This window comes from Clostridium thermosuccinogenes, from assembly GCF_002896855.1.
Classification (GTDB): Bacteria; Bacillota; Clostridia; order Acetivibrionales; family DSM-5807; genus Pseudoclostridium; species Pseudoclostridium thermosuccinogenes.
Genome location: NZ_CP021850.1, coordinates 4,161,693 through 4,184,524 on the forward strand (window position 1 = coordinate 4,161,693; position 22,832 = coordinate 4,184,524).

The following is a 22,832-nucleotide window of genomic DNA, read 5'->3' on the forward strand; positions in this document are numbered from 1 at the left end:
CAACCGTCTTTTTAATCCTTTGTGAAAACTTCTTTTCACCGTTTTCCGGCATACAGCCTCAACCGCCTATGCCCCATCGCCTATCGCCTCCTTTCATAATGTAGAGTACTGCTCTACTATCTATGATATATTAATCAACTATATTTGTCAATAGGATAATATAAAAAAGACAGAGTTTATTTAGAAAACCCTGCCTTTTTTTATTCCAGATTTAATGCAATTTTTATCGCCTTATCTCATTTGCCCATCTTCATTTTAATGGCGGCTTTTGCTTTTTCCGCAATATTCCGAGCAGTAAGGCCGTACATTTCCAGCAGCTTGTCGGGCTTGCCGGATTTGCCGAACTTATCTTCAACTCCCACCATCTTCAAGGGTACAGGATAGTTCTCCACGAGAACTTCGGCCACGGCACCTCCCAAGCCACCGATTATGCTATGCTCTTCTGCCGTCACGATAGCACCCGTCTCTTTTGCGGCCTTTATAATCAAATCCTTGTCTATGGGCTTGATGGTATGAATATCTATCACTCTGGCGCTGATGCCCTCCTGCTTCAAGAGGTACGCGGCTTCCATAGCGTATTGCAGCATCAGTCCTGTGGCGATTATGGTAACATCGGAGCCTTCCGATACAGTAATGCCTTTCCCCAGTTCAAAGCTGTAGCTGCTTTCGTCATACAACACAGGAACGGCCAAACGTCCAAGCCTGAGATATACGGGACCGTCATGTTCTATTGCAGCCTTGACCGCATGCCTTGTTTCCACCGCATCTGCAGGACAGATAACGGTCATGTTGGGCAATGCCCTCATTATGGCTATATCCTCCACACACTGGTGGGAAGCTCCGTCTTCTCCAACGGTAAGTCCCGCATGGGATGCACCTATTTTAACATTCAGCTTCGGATAGCAGATCGAATTTCTTATCTGCTCGCAGCTTCTTTCGGAGGCAAATATTGCAAAAGTGCTGGCAAAAACAATCTTTCCGCAGGTTGAAATTCCGGCAGCCGTAGCCATCATGTTTCCTTCGGCTATGCCCATATTAAAAAACCTTTCAGGGTATTTCTTTCTAAATGTATCGGTTTTTGTGGACTTCGACAGGTCTGCATCCAGCACTACAATGCGGCTGTCCCCGCCAAACTCCGCCAAAGCATTGCCATAGGCTTCTCTGGTAGCGATTTTTTGCGCCATATTATTCCACCTCCAATCCGGATATATATGCATCCAGTTCAGCTATTGCCTGATCTCTCTGTTCCTTATTGGGAGCAGAACCATGCCATCCCGCCTGGTTCTCCATAAAGGAAACGCCTTTTCCCTTGACTGTGTCCGCAATAATCATGGTCGGTTTCCCCTTAACCTCTTTTGCTTTTTTCAAGGCATCAATTATCTGAGGTATGTCATGACCGTTTATATGTATGACATTCCAGCCAAAGGCCTTGAATTTCTCCGTTACTGGTTCCGGAGACATTACATCGGCTATATTTCCGTCAATCTGCAAACCGTTGTGGTCGAGAAATGCCGTGAGATTATCCAGCTTGTAATGGGCCGCAGCCATGCACGCTTCCCATACCTGCCCTTCCTGTATTTCACCGTCTCCCAGTACGGCATATACCCTGTAATCCTTACCGTCCAGCTTTCCTGCCAAGGCCATGCCCGTTGCCGCAGATATTCCCTGTCCAAGAGAACCGGTGGACATATCCACCCCCGGCACATACCTCATGCTGGGGTGCCCTTCCAGATAGCTGTCGGCACTCCGGAATTTCACCAGATCTTCCACGGGGAAAAATCCCCTTTCTGCGAGGGTTGCATACAAAGCCGGCGCGCAATGTCCTTTTGACAAAACAAATCTGTCCCTATCCTCCCAGCTGGGTCTTTGGGGATCAATATTCATTTCCTCAAAATACAATACGGTAAGAATGTCAGCACATGAAAGCGACCCTCCCGGGTGCCCCGAAGCGGCATTATACACTTCGTCGATTATATGTTTTCTGATGACTGCAGCTCGCTTCTTAAGATCTTTTAAGCTATGCAATATCATGGTATCATCCCTTTCACCCATATTTTGCCTAAAAAACAGCTCTTTCATTTATTTTAAGATATCGTATTGCTATGCCATATTATCATACTATGCTATCAGCTGCAACAACTTGTCCACCGGTCTTAACAATCGGAACAACTGCCAGTGGAGCTATTACAAAGTAATACAAAAATTATTGGCTTGCATTCAGCTGATTGGATTGGATGATTGTTGTTACGAAAGGATGAAATCAATCGTAGGTTTTAAAACCTTCTCCGAGAACCTCCCTGATATCCGTAAGTATCACAAATGCCCTCTCATCCATATCCTTTACAATCTCCTTCAGCATAGGCACCTGCCCTCGTTCGAGAATGCACAGAAGAACCTGCTTATCCATGCCCGTATACATACCCGTCCCTTTCAAGGCAGTCACACCACGGTCCAGATCTTTTAATATCCTTTCGGCTATGGCCTGGGACTTGTCGGAAATAATGAAAACCGCCTTGGCGTAATTGACGCCTTCAAGGATTGCATCTATCATCTTGGAAGATATGAACAATGTAGTTATGGCATAAAGTCCCAAGGTTATGCTTCCGAAGGTAGCAGCGGCAAAAATTATCACACTGGTATCGATAAAAAGCAAAATCTGCCCCATGGTAAAGTTGGGTATAAAATGATGAACTATCCTTGCCGCCAGATCCGTACCGCCGGTAGTGGCTCCCGATCTGAAGACCAGTCCAAGCCCTATCCCCATGAGGAATCCCCCGAATAAGGAGTAAAGCAGCAAGTCGGGGTTTGTTTCCAGCTTGTTTTCCGACAGGTAATTGTGCACAATATAGCTTGTCAGGGGTTCTGTGCCGTCTATGATAGCGGAAAGGAGAATTGTACCAAACAGCGTCCTCACGATAAACCTTTTTCCTATAAACCTGAAACCAGCGATAAATAGGGGCACATTTAACGCCAGCATGATAACGCCGACTGTAAACCTTCCTCCGGTAAGATAGTAAATAACCGTAGCGATACCGCTTACACCGCCGGGCGCAATCTTATAAGGCACCATGAAGATATTGATTGAGGCAGCTGTTATTATCGATCCCACCAGTATCCATAAGTATTCCCTGGCATGCCTTAAAATTTCCTTCTTTTTACCCATATCCACCAGCCTTCATATACAGTTAGTCTGCCGTGCTATTACGATACCAAAGCCTTATGCTGAAAGAAACCATAGTAACAATTATATTCTCCAATCAGCAAAAAATCATCCTTTTTACATAATAAGCTGGTATGCTATAATATACACAGACTTTCCAGAGCCATTTTATACAAATTGGCACGGAATCGCAAGGGAGATTTTTATGAGAGTTTTACACCTGATTGGTGGAGGCGATGTGGGCGGAGCAAAAACCCACGTTCTTTCACTGGTAAATAAACTTGGAGACCATATTGACGTAAAAATGATAAGCCTACGTCCCGGAGTATTTAGCGAAGATGCCCAAGCCATGGGCATTGATGTGGAAGTGGTGAAGTCGGGAAATATATTCGCGGATATACGGAGAGTCCTTAAAATAGCGAAGGATGGCAAATATGACATTTTGCACTCCCATGGAGCCAAAGCGAATATGTTTGCAGTGATAATCAAGTTCCTCACAGGCATACCCACAGTCACCACAGTACATAGTGATTACAGACTGGATTACCTTAACAATGTATATAAAAAATATTCTTTCGGAGTTATAAACACCATAGCCCTCAGATTTATCGATTACCATATAGGGGTATCCAAAAGGTTTAAGGAAATGCTTGTAAAGCGCAATTTTAATCCGGAGAATATTTTTACCGTATATAATGGCATTGATTATAATGTGCCGGTGAAAAGCTATTCCCGGGAAGAGTTTGCCATAAAATACCACTTGGATATAGGGGAAAATGACGTTCTGGTAGGCATCCTCGCACGCCTTGACCCTGTCAAGGATGTAAGCACCTTTCTGAAAGCTGCTGCAGAAGTTGTAAAAGTGAATCCTTCGGTGAAATTTATCATAGGCGGAGACGGCGATGAAAGAAAAGCTCTTGAACAACAGGCCGAAGCCCTTGGAATCACCAATAATGCCTTATTTCCCGGATGGATAAATGATTCCGATGAATTTATGAGCTGTATTGATATAAATGTTTTGACATCCCTCAGCGAGAGCTTTCCTTATACAATACTGGAAGGTGTCCGCTTGAAAAGGGCTACCGTTACTTCAGATGTGGGCGGCCTCTCCGACCTCATTGACAACGGCGAGAACGGCTACCTGTTTAACCCCGGAGACTATAAAACCCTGGCCGAATATATATTGGAGCTGGCCAAAAACAAAGACAAAAGGTTGGAAATGGGTGAAAAGATTTATAAAAAAGCATATTCCCAGTTTTCATTAGACAGCATGTGCAGGACTCAGCTGGAAATATACGAATCCATCCTGAAAAAAAGCCGGGACAGATACTTGTATGACATAGTCCTCTCCGGATATTATGGCTTCAGAAACAGCGGAGATGATGCCATACTTTCTGCTATAATTGATAATATCAGACGCTGCCGGAAAGATGTCAGGATTGTGGCGCTGTCTAAAAACCCACCGGAGACCCGGCAGATATTCAATGTAGATTCCATAAACCGCATAAATCTGTTCAAAATACTCCGGGTATTAAGAAAGTCCAAGCTGTTTATAAACGGTGGAGGCAACCTTATGCAGGACGGCACCAGCACCCGTTCTATCGTGTATTATCTCGGCACCACATGGCTGGCAAAAAAGATGGGCCTTAAAGTGATGGTATATGCCAACGGGATCGGTCCCATCAATAAGAAAATAAACAGAAAATTCACCCGAAAGGTTTTGAACCAGGTGGATGTTATCACCCTGAGAGAAAGGCTCTCTATCAGCGAGCTTAACAACCTGGATATATACAAGCCAAGGATCGTTGTGACTGCAGACCCTGCGCTGACGGTAGAACCTGTGGGAGATGGCGTGGTGGACAGGATATTCTCTCAAGAGGGCATATCATGCGAACAACCTCTGGTAGGCATTTCGGTGAGAAGATGCGAAAACCACATCAAGTTTAATGAAGATACCATAGCGGAGGCTGCCGACTACCTTATCGAAAAGTACGGCGCAAGGCCGGTTTTTATACCCATGCAGCATCCTAAGGATATGGATATAATAAAAAGCATAATGTCCAAAATGTCCGGTAAGGCTTATGTATTAAAGGGGGAATATGATGCCCCCAATATATTGGGAGTCATCGGCAGAATGGAAATGCTTATAGGGATGAGGCTGCATTCCCTGATATATGCAGCCAGTCTCGGAATACCCGTTGTGGGGCTTGTATACGATCCGAAGGTTGAAGGCTTCCTCCAGTATTTCCACCAGTCCTCTGCAGGGCATGTCAGCGATTTAAGCTTTGAGCGGCTCAAGCAGGTTATAGACGAGGTGTGGAATAACAGAGAGAAAATAAGGCAGCAGCTCATAGACGTAACTGCCGATTTGAAGAAAAAAGCTTTCGAAAATGCTGAAATCGCCATAAGCTTGATAGAAAATGCCCTATGAACCCTATGGGCTTGAGACATCTGATGGATTGATATAAGATGGGTTATTCTAGGAATGGCGTGAAGTTTTGCAGAGCATTTTCTCCTTTTATCCTTAACTCACTACAAGCTTTTGGCACGTACGAATAACGGAGGATGATAAACATGCGAAATACAGTCAACATTGCCGGTGTGGAGGTTGACAGCATAACGATGTCCCAGGCTGTGGACAAGCTGAAGCTTTTTATAAAGGAAGATAAGGCTCACGCAATATATACCCCCAATGCGGAAATAGTCATGGAAGCATATAAGGATGAAGGCCTCAGAAGCATACTGAACCAGGCCGATATGCTCATAGCCGACGGAGCGGGCGTTGTCCTCGCTTCCCGCATTTTGGGTCTTAATCTTCCGGAAAAGGTTTCGGGCATCGATCTGGTCAGAAACTCCTTTTCCATGGACATAGGCAGAAAGACAAGATATTTCTTTTTCGGAGGCAAGCCCGGCGTTGCTGAAGCTGCGGCGGAAAACATACTGGCTTCCCATCCCAACATTGAGATTGTGGGATGCCGCAACGGTTACTTTTCTAAAGAAGAGGTCCCCGGTATTATTGAGGAAATAAACAGGGCGAAGCCGGATATTCTGCTGGTGGCTTTGGGAGCGCCGAAGCAGGAAAAATGGATACATGAAAACAAGGATAAGCTGAAGGCGAAGGTATGTATTGGTGTCGGCGGAAGCCTGGACGTATTTGCCGGAAAAGTGAAGCTCGCCCCTGAGCGCATGCGCAAGGCCGGCTTTGAGTGGTTGTACAGGCTTTACCAGGAGCCCTGGAGGTATAAGCGCATGCTGAGGCTCCCCAAATTCATGCTGCTTACCGTGGGGATAAAGCTAAAATTAGTGAAATAGGTTGCTGCACATTAAAATTATATAAAATCGGTTTGAGTTCAGCTAATTGAGATGGATGATTGCTGTTCCGAAAGGATTCAAAGCACATAACAATCAATACAACAATTATTAGCTTTATTCATTCATAAATCATATAAATATGAAGAAAGGAAGGGTTTTGCCCCTTCCTTATTTTATTTCATATGTACCTTTAAAAAGTATGAAAACCTGATTGCTAACTGCCTTAATGCCTCTACCGTCGTTCCTGGAAACCAGCAAAAGGTGATTCAGAGGAATTTCATCCCCAGTGTAAAGAGATTTGCCATTATCGTCGGTTATGTCAGAAAGTCCGTCACCGTTCACTCCGGATACCGCCGTTGCTTTTCCCGCACGCACGATTATTTCCGCACTTTCTCCTGCCACCAGCTGCTGTCCGGCTTTTAGTTCTATGACTTGGAAAGTTGCGTATTTCTTTTGATCTTCAAGCTGCGCCGTAAGGCTTTTTACCTTAGATTCAAGAGCTTCTATTTCCGAATTCAGATCCTCAATCACCAAGCTCAGCTGATTGATCTTTTTCACAGCATCATCGAATTTCTGATCCACATAACTCTGCGACACGATCGGATCCATATCGGTTCCGGGCTCTGCCGATGCCGCCGTAACAGCTTGTACAATATGTAATACACCAAAACTCAGCAGTAAAGTCAAAACTGCTATAAAATATGTCTTTTTCGTTTTTCCAAGCATTTTTCTTTTGTACCCCCTGTATTTAATTACTTAGCTCCTTCCTATATATCGGACAATCCGAAACTCACCCCTATGGCTTCATTCACCTTTTCCATAAGCTCATCGTCCAGATGTCCGATTTTTTCTCTCAGCCTCTGCTTGTCAATAGTCCTGATCTGTTCCAGGAGGATGACTGAATCCCTGGCCAGTCCATACTCCTGAGCAGATATTTCTATATGTGTCGGCAGCTTTGCCTTATTTATTTGTGATGTTATCGCTGCGGCTATTACCGTAGGGCTATACTTGTTGCCCACATCGTTTTGAATAATCAGTACCGGTCTTACACCACCCTGTTCAGACCCCACCACAGGGCTCAGGTCCGCATAAAATATATCTCCTCTTTTTATTACCACTATCTCTCCAACTCCCTAAGCTGTTGCTCATATTTCTCCTGTTGTTCATTATCAATTTCCACACACATTTCCGCCAGTTTTATATTAATTTCAGCCATCTCTTGATACCCGTTCTTCATATTCTCCCTCATTTCAATCTTCCGTATCTCCCGAATATAAAGCTTCATTGCTTCCCGAACAAATTCACTTCTGTTTATCTTTTCTGTAGATACAATATAATCAACTTCCTTCAATAAGTTGTCAGGAAGACTAATCATTATTTTTTTCAGTTCCGCCAAAATGATACCCCCATTTCTTATTCGGGCAGCTTTATTAATTGTGAAGAAATTGGTTATAAATTTCTCTATTATTATACTTCTCCTGTTGAAGGGCAAAAATGTATGCAAAGAAATAATTATGAAATAAAATCAGTCCATGCTTTACTGAAAAAAGCCGCAAACATTTTACCCCATATTAATATATATTAATTATATTACCTTACATATGCATGGGTCAAATTAAAATTCTATTAAAAATGCTCTTTTAGTCATGTAATTATTGCCATACCGGCAAAAAGGCAAAAAATGCCATCAGCGTTTTGCTTTTCACTGCCAAATAGCACAATTTGATACTAATTCAACTCATTGTGCCAGCATTTACGGTAGCACAATCACGCATGCTCGCAAATCGAGAACAATAATGGAAATAGCCTTCTTAATTTTCGTATTAACAGACTAAATCCAAAATATCCAAAGGGTTATCGAACCACATATTAAACTATATGAGATAATTCAGCACATCGGAGATCTTTCCGCCTTCGATATAAAACCTTGGAACCCTCTTGCCAATCAGGCAAACCATCTCATAATTGATGGTGCCTACAGCTGAAGCTATATCTTCGGCGGTTATTTCATTTTCTCCCTGCCTGCCTAAAAGCACGACTTCATCTCCTACCCGAACATCCGACTTTAGATCGGTCACATCCACCATGCACTGATCCATGCATATCTTTCCCACCACCGGCGCAAACTCCCCATTGATCAAAACTTTTGCTCTGCCCGTCAGCAATCTTGTATATCCGTCAGCATAACCGATAGGAATTGTGGCTATCCTGCTGGTGCGCTTTGTGGTAAAAATCCTTCCATAGCTGATGCTTGTATCCGGTTCAACCTCTTTTACCAGTATTACATTGGCCTTTAGGGTCATAGCCGGCTTCAGGTTTATCTTATTCTTGTTTACTTCCTCCGAAGGATACATTCCATACAAAATTATGCCCGGCCTCACCATATCCAGGTGCATTTCGGGGAATTCCATTATAGTGGCGCTGTTGGCAACATGTTTTATCGGTATATGGACCCCGATGCGGCTTAACTCGGTACATATGCTCATGAAACGCTCAAACTGCATATAAGTGTAGCTTTTGTCCTTCTCGTCGGCCGATGCGAAATGGGTGAACAAGCCTTCGACTATAATTCCCGGAAGCTTGCTGATTTCCACCACATTTTTTACCGCGCTGTAACCCGGCATGAACCCGACTCTGCTCATTCCCGTATCGATTTTGATATGAATCTTCACCCTTTTTTTCAGCCTCACAGCAGCGTCTGACAGCGCTTTTGCAAGGTCATGGCTGAAAACGGTCTGGGTCACGTTGTTTTTTACTATTTCTTCGGCTCTTATGGGATCAGTATAGCTTAAAATCAAAATAGGCACGTCAATCCCGTAATTTCTGAGCTGAATCGCTTCATCCAGCATCGATACGGCCAGTCGGGTGACCCCGTTGTTTATGAGAGTTTTGGCAACACCCATCACACCATGGCCATAAGCGTCGGCTTTCACAACTCCCATAATCTCGGCTTTTTTATCGGTAATCCTTCTTATTTCACGAACATTGTGTGCTATATTGTCAAGATTAACCTCTGCCCATGCCCTGTTAAACTTGTAATCCATAATACCCCCGAAGTCATTTGGCCAATAAACCAAAAAGCCAAAAATTCAGACGGAGACCGGATAACTAATCGGTTGTATCAGCATCTCAAAGCCCAAGTTTCTGGCTCAAGGAGGCCTTCACAGCACTGTCTCCCATTACTAGCACAACCGCTCATGCTTGAAAACACAATCAATAATGGAGATTATCTTCTCATTCTTGTGTTAGCAAGTTGGATTTCCAATCCCCTGCTGTAAATCTAATTAATTGTCATATTTTTATAATGCATTACTAACTACTAATTGTAGTTTTCCGATTATCACTTGTCAATTGCTTGAGCCCCCACAGATCTATGAATTATATTGACAATATGCTTCACAAGAGCTTCGAAGGCCTGTCCGGAAATATATTCTTGATGCTGACCAGCCGGTTTTTGCTGTCCTCCCTATTCAACAAATGGGGTGGCTTATCCTGAAAGCCACCCCATTTATGGTTTAATCCGGGTTAATTACTGTATGTTGTTTTTTGCTACAAACTCATCGATCTGCCTCTGAGTATCATCTATTATCTTCTGAATTCCTGCTTCCTCTAGCAATTGAAGTACTCTGTTGTAGTCCTCTTCAGTCTGTTTGATGCCGAAGAAGAGAGGTATTACTTCATCAACCATGACCTTCTCTACAGCAGCTTTTTCTGCCTTTACATTTTCACTGGAATAGGAGAAGGTTGAAAGTGGTGCAGTTTCAGGCTTCAAGCTGTTCCAGAAGTTCAGAGCTTCGATGTATGCCGGTGGATCGGTTGTCCAGGTTCTTAAGTACGGGAAGTGCATGGTGAACCAGGGTGTAGGATTATATCTGTCTTTTGGATCCACTCCTTCAGGAACCTCTGCTTGTTCTCCCTTCAGGTTGTAAGTTTTTCCTTCAATACCGAGCATGTACATGTCATAATTTTTCTGATCCTTTCTCAGCCAGTTCATGAACATTACAGCTCTTTCCGGATTTCTGCTGGTTGTTGAAATCATCGCAAAGTTGTTAACCGGTCCTATATTAATCCATCTGCCCTCTTTGTTGATTATTGCCAGTTCGATTTCGCCTTCGGGCACGTTTTTCTTAAGCTGGTTCTGTCTGTCGGTTATATTGTACAGGTCGCCAGGCATTGAAGCAGCTTTACCTGCTATGAACTTTCCGTCACGGTCCTTATCGGACAGGAAGTCCTTTTCAAACCAACCGTTGTTGTATGCTTTGATGTTCTCTTTCCATACAGTCTTGAATATATCTGTCTTAATGTAGTTTTCAACTTTCAGAGGTCTCTTGTCCTGGTCAACATACAGGTAGCTCATGGTGTCTCCACCAAAGGTAAATATGGAGTGTCCAATATAGTCAGGGTCACATATAACCGGGGTTGAGAGGTCTCCTCCAAGGTATGGTATAATACCCGGTTCATTTTTTGCAATAGTATCAAGGAATGTTTCAAAGCTTTCCAGATCAGTTATTTCCGGCAGATTGTATTTCTCTCTCAAATCCTTACGAACAAGAAAGCCTCTGCCCATCTCTGTCATTGCATATACCGCAGGAATTCCATATATCTTGCCGTCTACAGTCAATGAATCCCATAAATACTGGGGTATCTGAGCTTTCAGGTCGGCACCGTACTTGTCGAGATAATCATTCAAGGGCAAGCACTGCTTTCTTGCTATGTTTCCCGACAGCTCTCCGAAGAAGCTGAGGAATATGTCAAACTCTTCTCCTGCGGATGCCTTGAGCTTAACCTGGCTGACATAGTCTCCCCATGGTATGTAGTTAACCCTCAGGTCAATATTAAGTTCATCCTTTGTTGCTTCGTTTATTGCCGCCAGCACTTCGTCCTGCTGCTTAGGCCTGTCACCGGCCACATAAATGGTTATTGGTACTTTTTCCAGCGTAGTTGAAGACTTGTCTGAAGTTGAAGCCTGATCCGACGATGATGAATCGGGCTCAGTCTGGTCTTTACCAGAAGTGCCTCCACAGCCTGCCGGCACGGTTACCAATATGGCCAGTGCCATAATCAAACATAGAAGCTTAGTAATATTTTTCATTTTTACAACACTCCTTTAGTTTTTTTACTCTAACCGGATTAACCGGGTATAGACTAGCCTTTTATTGCCCCAATGGTTATACCCCTGATAAAATATTTCTGGACAAAGGGGTATACAAGCAGTATGGGACCAATGGTTACAATTACAGTAGCCATCTTTGTAGATTCTGCAGGTATTTCGGATACATTGGCTGTCATTGCAGCCTGCCCCACATATGTAACCCTCTGCAGAACCATCCTCAGAAGGTATTGAAGCGGATAAAGTTTTGGTTCGTTAATCAGCAATAGTGCCAGGTTCCACTCATTCCAATAGTTCAGAGCATAAAACAATGTAATTGTCGCAATACCCGGCAGTGCCAAATATATCGCAATGCTGCGGTATATTTTGAATTCTCCCGCTCCGTCTATTTTTGCCGATTCAATCACCGCATCAGGAACCCCTCTGAAGGAATTCAGCATCAGGAACATAAAAAACGGATTGAAAAGAATTGGCAATATGAGCCCCAGGATATTGTCTTTCAGGTGAAGCTTCAACAGAACCATATAAAAAGGTACAAGTCCTCCTGAAAAAACCATGGGTATATAAACAATCATGTTTATCACATTGCGGTATTTTAAATTCTTTCTTGATAACGAATATGCCATCATCGAAGTGATCAGCACCGACAGGACCGTTCCTGTGACCGTAACAATAGTTGTTATTTTATATGCATCAAAAATTACAGTTCCGTCAAAGAGGAGTCTATACGCATTCAAAGACCATTTTTCCGGTATAAGTCGGAAGCCGTTCTTAGCGATGCTTCTTTCATCAGTAAAGGAAACTGCCAAAACTATCAGGAAAGGAAACATGGTCAGCAATGCCACAAACCCCAGAAATATCGTATTTACTATATTAAAAAGACTATACCGTTTTCTCATGCCCTTTCATTTCCTTTCTAAAATAACCCCATGCTATCATCATATTTTTTAGCCAGCTTGTTGAAAATCATCACTGTAATAAAGCCACATACCGACTGAAATAATCCTATAGCTGTTCCTGTACTGAAATCCCCGTCGCTTCTCATTGCCCGGTATATGTAAGTATCAATTACATCTGTGGTTTTATTCAGAACCCCGTTGTCACCTATAATGGCATATATCATTCCGAAATTTCCGTAAAAGATTCTACCCAGAGCAAGAAGCAGCATTAATACGATGGTTGGGGTTATCTGCGGAAGAGTTATTCTAAAAATCTCATCAAATTTGGATGCCCCGTCTATTTTGGCAGATTCATAGAGTTCATTATTTATGGATACAATTGCTGCCAAATAAATTACAACATTATAGCCGAAAGACTGCCATGTATTTATTACGGTGAGAATACCTCTCCACAAACCGGGTTCGTTATACCATGTGACCGGCTGGAGCCCAATACTTTTCAAAACCATGTTCAGAGCCCCGAACTTATCATTCAGGAAACTGTAAACCAAAGCAGATATGATTACCCAGGACAAAAAATATGGAAAGAACATGGCCGACTGATATATTCTTCTTAATTTACTGTTGGTTATCTCATTGAGCAGTATAGCGATACTGACAGCGACAACATGTCCCGTAATAATAAACAGCAGATTCAGGTATAACGTGGTAAAAAGCAAATCGTCCGCATACGGAGACTTGAAGAAAATTTTAAAGTACTTGAATCCCACAAAAGGGCTATGCCATATTCCATCTTGAAAATTGTAGTCCCTGAATGCAATCTGTATTCCCAGCATCGGATAATAGCTGAAAACAAGAAGAAACAATATTCCCGGTGCCGCCATAAGATATAATGCTTTATTTGTTATCAATTCGGATAAAAAACCACGCCTGCGTCTATTGAGCTGCAACACCCTATCTCCTTTCAAAGAAATATTCCCTCCTGACTACGGTGTGAAATACCGGTTTAAATTACTGATTTCATAAAGATATGCACGCCATTTGCATTTTACATTCTAAACCGGCCGGATGAATTTGTATATAAAAACAATTTCGAGTTTTGTTTATAATTTTGAGTTTGGCATATCGACTATTGATAAAAATATTGTTTCTTGATGATTTTAATTTTTTTATAAAATTTCAGATATTTTATAAAAGGCTGAAAAGTGCGCAAATACCGCTTTATAGGCAGGCGAAATACATACCGGTTCACATAAAGAAACAGGACCTCATGCTGAGATATCCTGTTTCTGATAAATCGAAAAGGCCTTTATTGTTGCATTTGTTGTTATTCTATTATTGCATTTGTTCTTATTTTTCCACCCCAAGTTTTTTGCAGCTGTTCCTGTAATGATTTGGAGTAATCCCATTCCATTTCTTAAAGGTGGCAGTAAAGTATGATTGATTTGAAAATCCCACCTGCATCGCAATATCACTTACAGAGAGATCGTTTCTCTCCAAAAGCTCTTTAGCTTTCTTCATACGCAGCTCAATTATATATTCATTTACCGATTTTCCCGTATAATCGCTGAAAAGCTTTCCGAAGTATCCGGGTGTCAGATTTACCATATCCGACAGCATTTCTGCCGAAATGTCCGGTCGTAGGTAATTTACCTGGATGTAAGCTAAAACCTTGTCAATCATTTCCTTTTGACGGTTGTCCCTCTTTTGTTCAATTCTCTGGATTATACCGCTGCAAAAGGTAATAAGCCATTCCTTGGCTGAATCCAATGTATCATTGCTGTTCAGATTTGCATATATATTGCTGAAATCCATCTCCTCACTGTCAGAATTCAGAATTGATTGGACTGCCATCATTATATCCAATACAAGCTGGTTGATCATAAGCCTGATATAGTCGTACTGCCCGTCTTTGATAAGCAGTATGATTTCATCCATATCCGATTTCATTTGTTTTTCATCGCAGATTTTTATTGCCTGTATGATTTTCTTTCTGTATTTATTTATTGCAACGCAGTTATCCTTGCTGTTGTTTTTCATCATGTTATTGTCGATTAGTGATCCGTATCCGTATACAAACCTGTATTTCATCAGATTCCGCGCGTTAGCATACGAAACATGTATATCCTCCAGAATGCCCACCAAAGCGCCTTTTGCAATGCTCACTGATATCTCAAGGTTCTCATTTATTTTCATTTGCACACTTTTTAAACTTTGAGCTATCCTTTCTTCATATTCCTCCAAAGTATTAACATTTAAAATCAAAGCGATGGAGTCTTCCTCCATGTCAACAATTTCCACTCCGTTATATTGCAAAAACGCATCCCTTATTATTTTTTCAGCTTTAGTCTTTTCCCTGGCTATTTCTATTCTGTTTTCTATCCCCGTCAGTGACATGTAACCATCTATGCTGAAAAGTATGACACAGGATTTCTCCTGTACAATGCTTAAACCAAGCTCTTTAATTTTCTTTGAAACCTCGCTGGAGGACACTTGCCCCAAAAGCAGCTCCTTTAAAAACATTTTTCTTAACATGGGAACATTTTCCCGAATTGAGTTGGCAAGCTCATTAGATTTTTTAATTATATTCGTGAATGCCTCTGAAAGATATTCAATTTCATTGTAGGTCCTCTGAGTCTCAAGGCTGTCGGCTTCCGCTTTCAATTGCCACTGCACGTTCCTTACAAGCTTGCCGTAGGGCAGGTATACATTATAGGCGGCCAGTATGGCTACAGTAATGCAAACAACACCTATAAGCCCACAGACAAAGATAATTGATGCCTTCAGGGAGTATATCTCCTGTAAAAGCAGATTATAGTCCGCTTTGCTTACAAATAAAAACGGAAACTTATCCGATGAACTGTACGTTATCAGATACTGCCTGCCCTCATCCTCCCGGATCATATATCCCGAATTTTTATTGGATTCGAGGATGTCTCTTATATACTTCTTGTCCGATATATTCTGGTCAAAGTATTTGAAATCCGAATCGCATATTACTTCTCCGGTCTTATCCAAAAGGAAAATACTGTTGCTGGTGGATGTATAACTCTGTGTAAATGCTTTTTGTATGTATTCAGCATTCAGATTTATTATCAGCGCACTCTCCAAAAGGTCGTTTCCGGTATTTTCACTTTTGATATATTCCTGGGATGAATCAACAAATATAAAGGTTATAATGTATTCCGTCTTTGTGCTTCCACTAGGTGACCTGTTTGTATATTTCAAAGGTATAAATTTTAGTTTGTTACCCTCCCTGTAATCCTCCGTAAGCTTTCTCATTTCATCATCCAAAGAACTTAAGCCGGATGAACCCAAGCTGCTGACAAACTGCTTTGTTATGCTATTATAGGCGTATATTGAATGAATCATGGAATTGCTGTTTTTTACCTGATTCAGTTTTCTTGTTGCCTTATACCTCACCATTTCATCTATTTCATTCCAGTACAAGGAATCCACGATATCGCTGTCGTTTATAAGCTGCAATCCTATTGAATAAGCTTGTCCCCGTATTAATTCCAGTTGATTCATGTTCTGTATAAGGCTTTCCTCAATATTATTCTGTATCCCTTCAATAGTTGCCTTTGAAAATCGCTGATACAAGACTATTGATATCAAAGATATTGATAAAATGATGATTATAAAATATGAAATGAGCATCTTTGTTAACGTTTTGCTTATTACCAGCTTGCTATTCTTACCAAAACCAACCATTATAGCGCCTCCAGTATGAATTCATGCTCAAAGCCCAGCACCTTAATTAAAAGCTACTGGGCTCTAGCTGAAATATTTTAAACCTCCATGCTCCTTTTACTAATGCTCATTAGCTGTCTACCCTTGAATACCATGGAAATTCCTCCCGACACCGAGCGATGCTGAAAATCCACCTATTGCGCAGTAATTGTGTCATACCGGTATCTAAACGGTACACGGCTTAATGTTTCATTTGCAAATAACCAGAGAGGTGCGGTCCTACTTTCAAATTCTTCCCTGGAGTCCGCCATTGAGGCAGTCCATATCAACCCATCCGCCTTTGCATAGGTTTTTCCGCCAGCCGGAAAATCATTGTAACCACCTGACAAGAGAGGCGTAGTAAGTTTGATCTGAAGCTCCACACCGCCATCATTATACATATATGTTGTTGTAAGTGAGGCTGTATTTACAGATTTCCGTTTTGCTCTAAGAGGTTCTTGAAAATGCTTTTCGGTATCAGGCTGGGCTTTGCATGCAAAAACAAGTCTTATTCCATCTGTCTCAATAATTCCGGCCAAGAAATTCTTCCTTCCGGTCCAATGCCTGGTAAAATGGTCATAGAGATTGTCAGTAAAAGACCAAACGCTAAAATATGGATCCTCTGTTACAAGGGGAGCCTCAGGCGGTCTTAATTTGCTTTTATACATCATTAGCCTCCCATATCGTCCTCAAGTACCAGAACATCGATTAAGTTTCATATATTTACTGTAATGTAATTTTATTGCATTTAATGAGGACAAAATTATAGTGCATATAACTTTGCAAATGGCATATGCATACTATAAAATCATCAGGATAATAAATACATTTTATAATCTAACATTTTTTGTATTAAAATTCAATGTAAAAATCTGCAATCTTGCTCTTCCCTCTCTCCGACACGCTTTACCAGGCCCTCCTGCTTATAGACACACCCATGCTTTATGCTTTATTAGCTTTATTTCCCTGCAGTTTCCTTATACGGCATCAACACTTCTTTAATGGCATAAGGCAGTTCCTTTGCAATGTCGCTGGCAATCAATCCGTGTTCTCCCCGGACTGACGCTGCATTGTCTCCTGCAAGACCATGCAGATAGGCGCCTGCCACAGCAGCCTGCCATGGAGCCATGCCCTGACCTATCAGGCTCGATATGATCCCTGTCAGCACATCGCCGGATCCGGCTGTCGCCATTCCCGGGTTGCCCGTAGGATTGATGTATACAGTTCCGTCGGGCAGCGCTGTCACCGTCCGGGAGCCTTTGAGAACTGTTATGACCTTCCATTTTTCTGCAAACTCCCGGGCCACACCGATCCTGTTGGCCTGCACCTCCCGGATGCTTAGACCGCAAAGTCTTGCCATTTCGCCCGGATGAGGAGTAATGACCATTTGCGTCTTTAAGTTTTTCAAGGCAGACACATCCCGGGAAAGGGAATTTAACGCATCGGCATCCACCACCAGAGGCATATCTGCAGTTTCTATTATTCCGGAAACAATATCATATATATCATCACCGGTACCAAGCCCCGGCCCTACAGCCAGCACATCCATCTGCTTCATTCTTTCCTCTATACGGGGCAGGCATTTTCTTGACAGGCTTCCGGTATTCTTATCTTCCAACGGTATGGTTACGCATTCCATTATTTGCGTCTCATAAATGGATGAAAGTCCCGATGGTACTCCCAGATATACAAGTCCTGCTCCGGTGCGCAGTGCGGCGGTAGCCGCCAGGCATCCCGAACCGGTCATACCCGGGGAGCCTGTTATTATAAAAACTCTGCCATAGTCACCTTTATTGCTGTTTTCAAGCCTCCTGGGCATCATTCCTGCTATAGAAGCCCTATCGGTGATATTAATCTTTATATCCATGCCTTCTATAACCTTTGATGGTATTCCTATATCAGCAACAATAAGTTCTCCGGTATATTCGCAGCCTGGATGTACCAGCGTACCCAGCTTTGGGAGGGCAAAGGTTACCGTCTTAACCGCTTTAATGCAGCACCCCAGAACCTGTCCGGTCTCGCCGGATATCCCTGAGGGTATGTCAATGGATATGACAGGCTTTTGAGCAGCATTAACAATATTTATAACCGCCTTTACATCATCCCTCACCTCGCCCTTTAATCCGGTGCCAAGAATACCGTCTATAATAAGGTCTGCCGCCGGCAGGACATTTTTCAGCTCCTCCATCCGGGAGTTCTCCGTAAGCTCCACTGGCTCTAAGCCTATTTTACGGAGAATTCCAAGGTTTATGCCGGCATCACCGGAAATATCCTCTTTGCGAGCCGTAACATACACCTTTACATTGCAGCCCATAGCGCCAAGCTGCCTGGCGACAGCAAAGGCGTCTCCACCATTGTTGCCCTTGCCCGCTATAACTATAACCTTTTTTCCTGCGGCTGAGCCAAGCATTTTGACTGCTTCCTCCGAAACCCTTCCGGCAGCATTTTCCATCAAAACGACGCCTGGTATGCCGATTTCGTTTATGGTCCTCCTGTCTATCTCATTCATCTGTGATGGTGTAGCTACTTTCATGACCAATCCTCCTTACCACAAAATGCATAAGAGGCATGACGCTCCCTTTCAGGCTGTCCCCCTGACAGTGCGAAATGCCCCTAAATTTCCCTTTGCTGTTGATTTTCCATAACAATTAAATATTTTTTCCACCTTTAATCTTTTTATCATCCTTAAAAAATTCCCTGTCCAGCTTCTCCAGCTCTTCGCCGCCCAGAAGATCGTGGAAATAGGAGTAAATTCCGGTATAGTCCTCCGATAGTGTACCCTTTTCCTCGATATACTCCTTGAGCTTGTTTTTCGTCTCCTCTATAAGAGCCTCAAGGACTTTGACCCTTTCCTGCTCAGCTCTCATTTTAAAGTATACCACATTGACAGTGTGTTCAAGAAGTTCAAGATTTGCTTCCTTTATCCTATCAGGCATATCCTCCACTGCCTCGTCTATTTCTTCCAGCCTTTTATTGATCCTCTTTATTTCTTTCTCGCAGTCCTGCATTTGCCTCCTCGCTTCTTCATTGTTATTCTCAAAGGCTTCCGTCGTAAGCTGGAGTATCCTGTCCATACATAATTTTTTCTGCCAGGCGATCTCCTTCGCCTCGGTATTGAGGGCTGCCTGCTCTTTCAGCAGGTCTCTCAATTTTTCCTCACACTTTAGGATTTCAGCAGTCTTTTCAGTGGTGGTAAAAAGGCTGTTCCATCTTTCATCCAATATGAGCAGAGAAATATCGTTTTTTCTCAGCGTGCTCCTGTCGAAATACCTCTTCCTGGGAGTTCTTTTAAACCAGCGAAACCAAAACATATATCCCAACCTCGTTATCTTTAGTATAGTAAGTTTATCGGCAAAATGAGGATTAAAATGAACGGTCGGGGAATATTCCCTCCGGAGCAGGAATTCTTGCTCCTTGCAGTATTCATCCCCTTATTTCCAAAGTTGCAATCTCGCCCTCGTATAATATAATATTATTATCGTAAGTGATATTATCGTAAATGAAAATTTAACTTGTGCCGGAATTCATGGCGCCGAGTTGACGTGCAGCCACTTTCCGGCGCATTTTAAAGCTTTTGGGAGGAACAATGGAGACAAGCAATTTCAAAGCCCGAATGGCGAAAGATACGTTATTGTATGCAGCTGCAAAGATACTGGAAGGAATCATAGGATTAGTAACCCTTTCAACGTTTACAATCCTTTTTAAATCAGAAAAATATGGCGACTATAATACCATTATAACCACGGTTAACATAGCATGCATTTTTCTTCTTGAATGGCTCGTGCAGTCAGTTTTCAGGTATATAAACAGCTACTCCGGCAAGATGAAGCTGACAGTATTTTATTCCACTGTATTTACCATATGGGGAGCGATAAATTCCATCGTCATGATTGTCAGCCTCTCTTTGGTTTTTGCCTTAAGAAATGTGTTGGGCGAATCCTTGTTTTCGCTGATACTGGCCAGCGTTTTTATGCTTCTGGGCTACAGCGCCACCAGGATACTGTTTTCACTGCTGGGGGCGGCAAGGATAATAAAGCTTAATCTAATCCTTTCGGTGCTTTCTGCCGGACTGAAGCTGGTGGCCACCATCGTACTTGTAAAAGCATTTAATATGGGAATTTTCGGAGCAGTGCTCGGCAATATATTGGTAGACGCACTTTCTGTATTCATAATTATCTGGCGCTTAAAACTGCATAATTACATACGTTTGGGATTTTTTTCAAAACGCATTCTGAATAAGTTCATAAAATATGGTTTTCCCCTTGTGGGCCTAAGCCTCACCATGAGCATGCTGAACATGTCGGACAGGTACATAGTCCGTTTCTTTAAGGGCGCTTCACAGCAGGGAATCTATGCGGGAAATTATGCCGTAGCCTCAGCAGTTTTTACAATGATACTCTTTGCCGTTATGAGGGGTGTATATCCAACTATCCTTAAATCCTGGAAGGCCAATGACAAAGCCCGCACTGAAGAAATGCTTTCCCATGCCGTCAGGTACTTCCTTCTCATAGCAGTGCCTTCCGCTGTGGGCCTAAGTGTGCTGTCACCTTATATAGCCCGGGTTATGATGGAGCCTGAATTTCATGAAGGCAGCAGCGTGATAATATGGGTATCCACAGGTATGTTTCTCTTAGGGCTTACCGAATACTGCAATAAAGCCTGGGAGCTTACCTCCAGCACCGGCAGGATATTCAAAAACAGCCTGATCAGCTGCGGGGTCAATATAGCTGCCAATCTGATCCTCGTGCCAATTTACGGCTATAAAGCGGCAGCGGTGAATACCGCCCTCGCATATCTGGTATATTTTCTTCTCGCCTATACAATGGGGCGTAAAATCCTTAAATGGACTATACCGGCGCTGGTTTTAGCGAGGATTTTCGGCTCCGCCGGAATTATGGCCCTCGTCATCTGCGCCATTACAGCTGCAGTTGATGTAAATCTGCCTATCCTGATTTTACTGGTATTGATAGGGGCTGCCACATATTTTTCCGTTTTGTTCCTCACGGGGGAAATAAAAGGCGAGGTGCGCCAGATCATAGCTTATGTAGGCAAACGCCTTTCGGGAAACCGGGCATGATTTATGCGGATGCACCTTAAAGAACAGGAATGAGCGCTAAAGATTAATGTCTCAAATTAACCGGCTGTTTAGGATAAGCTGCCAATAGGGCTTTTAACATTGTTAATTTCCATGTTTGACACGCTTTGCATTAAGTGCTACACTATACATAGCCTGCATCAAAGTACCTTTTTTTGGTGCTTTATCGGACAGGCTTTTATTGATTTCTTATGGCAATAACCATGTGAAAATAGAGGGAAACCGTCACAAAAGGATGTGATTACTATAGAAAAGAAGAAAATTTGTATTGTAGGTCTTGGGTATATCGGCCTTCCGACAGCCGCAATGTTCGCTACCCATGGCCACCAGATAGTCGGAGTGGACGTCAATGAAAACGTCGTAGAAGCTCTCAACCAGGGTAAGATAATAATTGAGGAGCCTTATCTCGATTTGATGGTGCAGGCTGCCGTTACTTCCGGCAACCTGAGAGCTCAGTCCATACCGGAGGAAGCCGACTTTTTCATAATATCGGTTCCTACCCCGATAAACAGCGATAAAACTGCGGACCTTTCCTATGTAAGATCGGCAGCAGAATCCATCGTACCTTTCCTCAGGGAAGGCAATGCCGTTGTACTTGAATCCACTTCCCCGCCGGGCACAGTAACCGATGTTTTGGTGCCCATCCTCGAAAAAAGCGGTTTGAAGATAGGTGAACAGCTGTTGGTAGCTCATTCCCCCGAAAGGGTGCTCCCCGGAAGGATATTGATTGAGCTGGTGGACAACCCTAGAATAATCGGCGGCATAAACGCCAAATCCGCCGAAGTTGTAAGGGATCTCTATCGGACCTTTGTAAAAGGGGACATATACCTTACGGATACTACCACCGCTGAAATGTGCAAGCTTATGGAAAACACCTACAGGGATGTGAACATAGCTCTGGCAAACGAGCTGGCCAAGCTGTGTGAAAAATTCGGCATCAACGCATGGGATGTTATAAAATTCTCCAACAAACATCCAAGGGTAAATCTGCATCAGCCGGGGCCGGGTGTCGGAGGCCACTGCCTTGCGGTAGACCCATGGTTCATAGTGGAAAGGCAGCCTGAGCTGGCCAATATTATCAAACTGAGCAGGATCACAAATGACAGCATGCCGCATCATGTCTATGAAAGGGCTAAAAGCATCCTGTCCGGTGTAAAGGGAGTTAAAAAAGTCACCATCTTCGGCATTACTTACAAGCCCAACATAGATGACATGAGGGAAAGCCCCATAATCGAACTAATAGATCTGTTTGAAAAGGACGGCGAATATAAAGTAACCGCATATGATCCCCATGTATCGAATTTCAAGCTATTGGAGAAGGATATTAAAAAAGCCGTTGAAGGAAGCCATCTGCTGATACTGGGCGTAAACCATGATGAGTTTGCAAAATTGGATCTTAAAGCGATTTGCAAGCAAATGGCCGCTCCAAACCTGTTTGATACCAGGAATTTCTTTGACAGGGAATCTGTCTGTGAGGCAGGCTTTAACTTCTATCTTTTAGGAGACGGAAGCAGAGGAAAATAA

The 22,832-nt window shown here is 42.8% G+C and carries 18 protein-coding genes; 4 read left to right on the forward strand and 14 right to left on the reverse strand.

Features of this window, described 5'->3' with window-relative positions:
• Positions 1–236: 236 nt before the first annotated feature.
• The 3 genes from CDO33_RS18240 to CDO33_RS18250 all read right to left on the reverse strand — a co-directional run bounded on the left by CDO33_RS18240 (position 237) and on the right by CDO33_RS18250 (position 3,163).
• Complete coding sequence (locus CDO33_RS18240) at positions 237–1,184, reverse strand: transketolase family protein (protein WP_103081472.1); 948 nt, start codon at positions 1,182–1,184, stop codon at positions 237–239.
• A gap of 1 nt (position 1,185) precedes the next feature.
• Positions 1,186–2,031, reverse strand: coding sequence for a transketolase (locus tag CDO33_RS18245; protein ID WP_103081517.1), 846 nt, complete (start codon positions 2,029–2,031; stop codon positions 1,186–1,188).
• A gap of 229 nt (positions 2,032–2,260) precedes the next feature.
• Complete coding sequence (locus tag CDO33_RS18250; protein WP_103081473.1) at positions 2,261–3,163, reverse strand: YitT family protein; 903 nt, start codon at positions 3,161–3,163, stop codon at positions 2,261–2,263.
• A 202-nt stretch (positions 3,164–3,365) separates the two neighbouring features.
• Here CDO33_RS18250 and csaB point away from each other — a divergent pair, with 202 nt between their 5' ends.
• Positions 3,366–5,591 carry a polysaccharide pyruvyl transferase CsaB gene (gene csaB, locus CDO33_RS18255; RefSeq protein ID WP_103081474.1) on the forward strand — a complete coding sequence of 742 codons (2,226 nt, stop codon included), beginning with the start codon at positions 3,366–3,368 and terminating at the stop codon, positions 5,589–5,591.
• A gap of 143 nt (positions 5,592–5,734) precedes the next feature.
• Positions 5,735–6,472 carry a WecB/TagA/CpsF family glycosyltransferase gene (locus tag CDO33_RS18260; RefSeq protein ID WP_103081475.1) on the forward strand — a complete coding sequence of 246 codons (738 nt, stop codon included), beginning with the start codon at positions 5,735–5,737 and terminating at the stop codon, positions 6,470–6,472.
• Between the two features lie 168 nt (positions 6,473–6,640).
• On the opposite strand, the gene CDO33_RS18265 is transcribed toward CDO33_RS18260, so the two are convergent.
• From CDO33_RS18265 to CDO33_RS18315, 11 genes are all read right to left on the reverse strand, one after another.
• The gene (locus tag CDO33_RS18265; protein ID WP_103081476.1) at positions 6,641–7,198 is read right to left on the reverse strand and encodes a DUF4200 domain-containing protein; all 558 of its coding nucleotides are present in this window, start codon (positions 7,196–7,198) and stop codon (positions 6,641–6,643) included.
• Between the two features lie 41 nt (positions 7,199–7,239).
• On the reverse strand, positions 7,240–7,590 hold the full coding sequence (locus tag CDO33_RS18270) for a type II toxin-antitoxin system PemK/MazF family toxin (RefSeq protein ID WP_103081477.1): 351 nt from the start codon (positions 7,588–7,590) through the stop codon (positions 7,240–7,242).
• Positions 7,590–7,868 (reverse strand): CopG family ribbon-helix-helix protein, encoded by a 279-nt coding sequence (locus CDO33_RS18275; RefSeq protein WP_103081478.1) that lies wholly within the window; start codon positions 7,866–7,868, stop codon positions 7,590–7,592. Before CDO33_RS18275 ends, CDO33_RS18270 begins: the two co-directional genes overlap by 1 nt.
• Positions 7,869–8,346: 478 nt before the next feature.
• Complete coding sequence (gene alr / locus CDO33_RS18280; RefSeq protein ID WP_103081479.1) at positions 8,347–9,516, reverse strand: alanine racemase; 1,170 nt, start codon at positions 9,514–9,516, stop codon at positions 8,347–8,349.
• A gap of 485 nt (positions 9,517–10,001) precedes the next feature.
• A complete protein-coding gene (locus CDO33_RS18285; RefSeq protein WP_103081480.1) occupies positions 10,002–11,564 on the reverse strand; it encodes an extracellular solute-binding protein in 1,563 nt (520 codons plus the stop codon).
• A gap of 53 nt (positions 11,565–11,617) precedes the next feature.
• On the reverse strand, positions 11,618–12,481 hold the full coding sequence (locus tag CDO33_RS18290) for a carbohydrate ABC transporter permease (protein ID WP_103081481.1): 864 nt from the start codon (positions 12,479–12,481) through the stop codon (positions 11,618–11,620).
• 17 nt (positions 12,482–12,498) lie between these two features.
• The gene (locus tag CDO33_RS18295) at positions 12,499–13,449 is read right to left on the reverse strand and encodes an ABC transporter permease (RefSeq protein ID WP_103081482.1); all 951 of its coding nucleotides are present in this window, start codon (positions 13,447–13,449) and stop codon (positions 12,499–12,501) included.
• Between the two features lie 382 nt (positions 13,450–13,831).
• Positions 13,832–16,195, reverse strand: coding sequence for an AraC family transcriptional regulator (locus CDO33_RS18300; RefSeq protein ID WP_103081483.1), 2,364 nt, complete (start codon positions 16,193–16,195; stop codon positions 13,832–13,834).
• Between the two features lie 173 nt (positions 16,196–16,368).
• Complete coding sequence (locus tag CDO33_RS18305; RefSeq protein ID WP_103081484.1) at positions 16,369–16,884, reverse strand: DUF4964 domain-containing protein; 516 nt, start codon at positions 16,882–16,884, stop codon at positions 16,369–16,371.
• A 287-nt stretch (positions 16,885–17,171) separates the two neighbouring features.
• Positions 17,172–18,746 carry an NAD(P)H-hydrate dehydratase gene (locus CDO33_RS18310; RefSeq protein WP_103081485.1) on the reverse strand — a complete coding sequence of 525 codons (1,575 nt, stop codon included), beginning with the start codon at positions 18,744–18,746 and terminating at the stop codon, positions 17,172–17,174.
• Between the two features lie 115 nt (positions 18,747–18,861).
• Complete coding sequence (locus tag CDO33_RS18315) at positions 18,862–19,524, reverse strand: hypothetical protein (protein ID WP_103081486.1); 663 nt, start codon at positions 19,522–19,524, stop codon at positions 18,862–18,864.
• A gap of 275 nt (positions 19,525–19,799) precedes the next feature.
• Between CDO33_RS18315 and CDO33_RS18320 the strand changes: the two genes are divergently transcribed.
• Positions 19,800–21,290, forward strand: a complete 1,491-nt coding sequence (locus CDO33_RS18320) for an oligosaccharide flippase family protein (RefSeq protein WP_103081487.1) — start codon at positions 19,800–19,802, stop codon at positions 21,288–21,290.
• 255 nt (positions 21,291–21,545) lie between these two features.
• Entirely contained in the window at positions 21,546–22,832 is a 1,287-nt protein-coding gene (locus tag CDO33_RS18325) for a nucleotide sugar dehydrogenase (RefSeq protein WP_103081488.1), read from the forward strand.

Excerpts from the sequence above, each read along its gene's own strand:
- CDO33_RS18240 (WP_103081472.1), bottom strand. The coding sequence starts at position 1,184 with ATGGCGCAAAAAATCGCTACCAGAGAAGCCTATGGCAATGCTTTGGCG.
- CDO33_RS18245 (WP_103081517.1), bottom strand. The coding sequence starts at position 2,031 with ATGATATTGCATAGCTTAAAAGATCTTAAGAAGCGAGCTGCAGTCATC.
- CDO33_RS18250 (WP_103081473.1), bottom strand. The coding sequence starts at position 3,163 with ATGGGTAAAAAGAAGGAAATTTTAAGGCATGCCAGGGAATACTTATGG.
- csaB (WP_103081474.1), top strand. The coding sequence starts at position 3,366 with ATGAGAGTTTTACACCTGATTGGTGGAGGCGATGTGGGCGGAGCAAAA.
- CDO33_RS18260 (WP_103081475.1), top strand. The coding sequence starts at position 5,735 with ATGCGAAATACAGTCAACATTGCCGGTGTGGAGGTTGACAGCATAACG.
- CDO33_RS18265 (WP_103081476.1), bottom strand. The coding sequence starts at position 7,198 with ATGCTTGGAAAAACGAAAAAGACATATTTTATAGCAGTTTTGACTTTA.
- alr (WP_103081479.1), bottom strand. The coding sequence starts at position 9,516 with ATGGATTACAAGTTTAACAGGGCATGGGCAGAGGTTAATCTTGACAAT.
- CDO33_RS18285 (WP_103081480.1), bottom strand. The coding sequence starts at position 11,564 with ATGAAAAATATTACTAAGCTTCTATGTTTGATTATGGCACTGGCCATA.
- CDO33_RS18290 (WP_103081481.1), bottom strand. The coding sequence starts at position 12,481 with ATGAGAAAACGGTATAGTCTTTTTAATATAGTAAATACGATATTTCTG.
- CDO33_RS18300 (WP_103081483.1), bottom strand. The coding sequence starts at position 16,195 with ATGGTTGGTTTTGGTAAGAATAGCAAGCTGGTAATAAGCAAAACGTTA.
- CDO33_RS18305 (WP_103081484.1), bottom strand. The coding sequence starts at position 16,884 with ATGATGTATAAAAGCAAATTAAGACCGCCTGAGGCTCCCCTTGTAACA.
- CDO33_RS18310 (WP_103081485.1), bottom strand. The coding sequence starts at position 18,746 with ATGAAAGTAGCTACACCATCACAGATGAATGAGATAGACAGGAGGACC.
- CDO33_RS18315 (WP_103081486.1), bottom strand. The coding sequence starts at position 19,524 with ATGTTTTGGTTTCGCTGGTTTAAAAGAACTCCCAGGAAGAGGTATTTC.
- CDO33_RS18320 (WP_103081487.1), top strand. The coding sequence starts at position 19,800 with ATGGAGACAAGCAATTTCAAAGCCCGAATGGCGAAAGATACGTTATTG.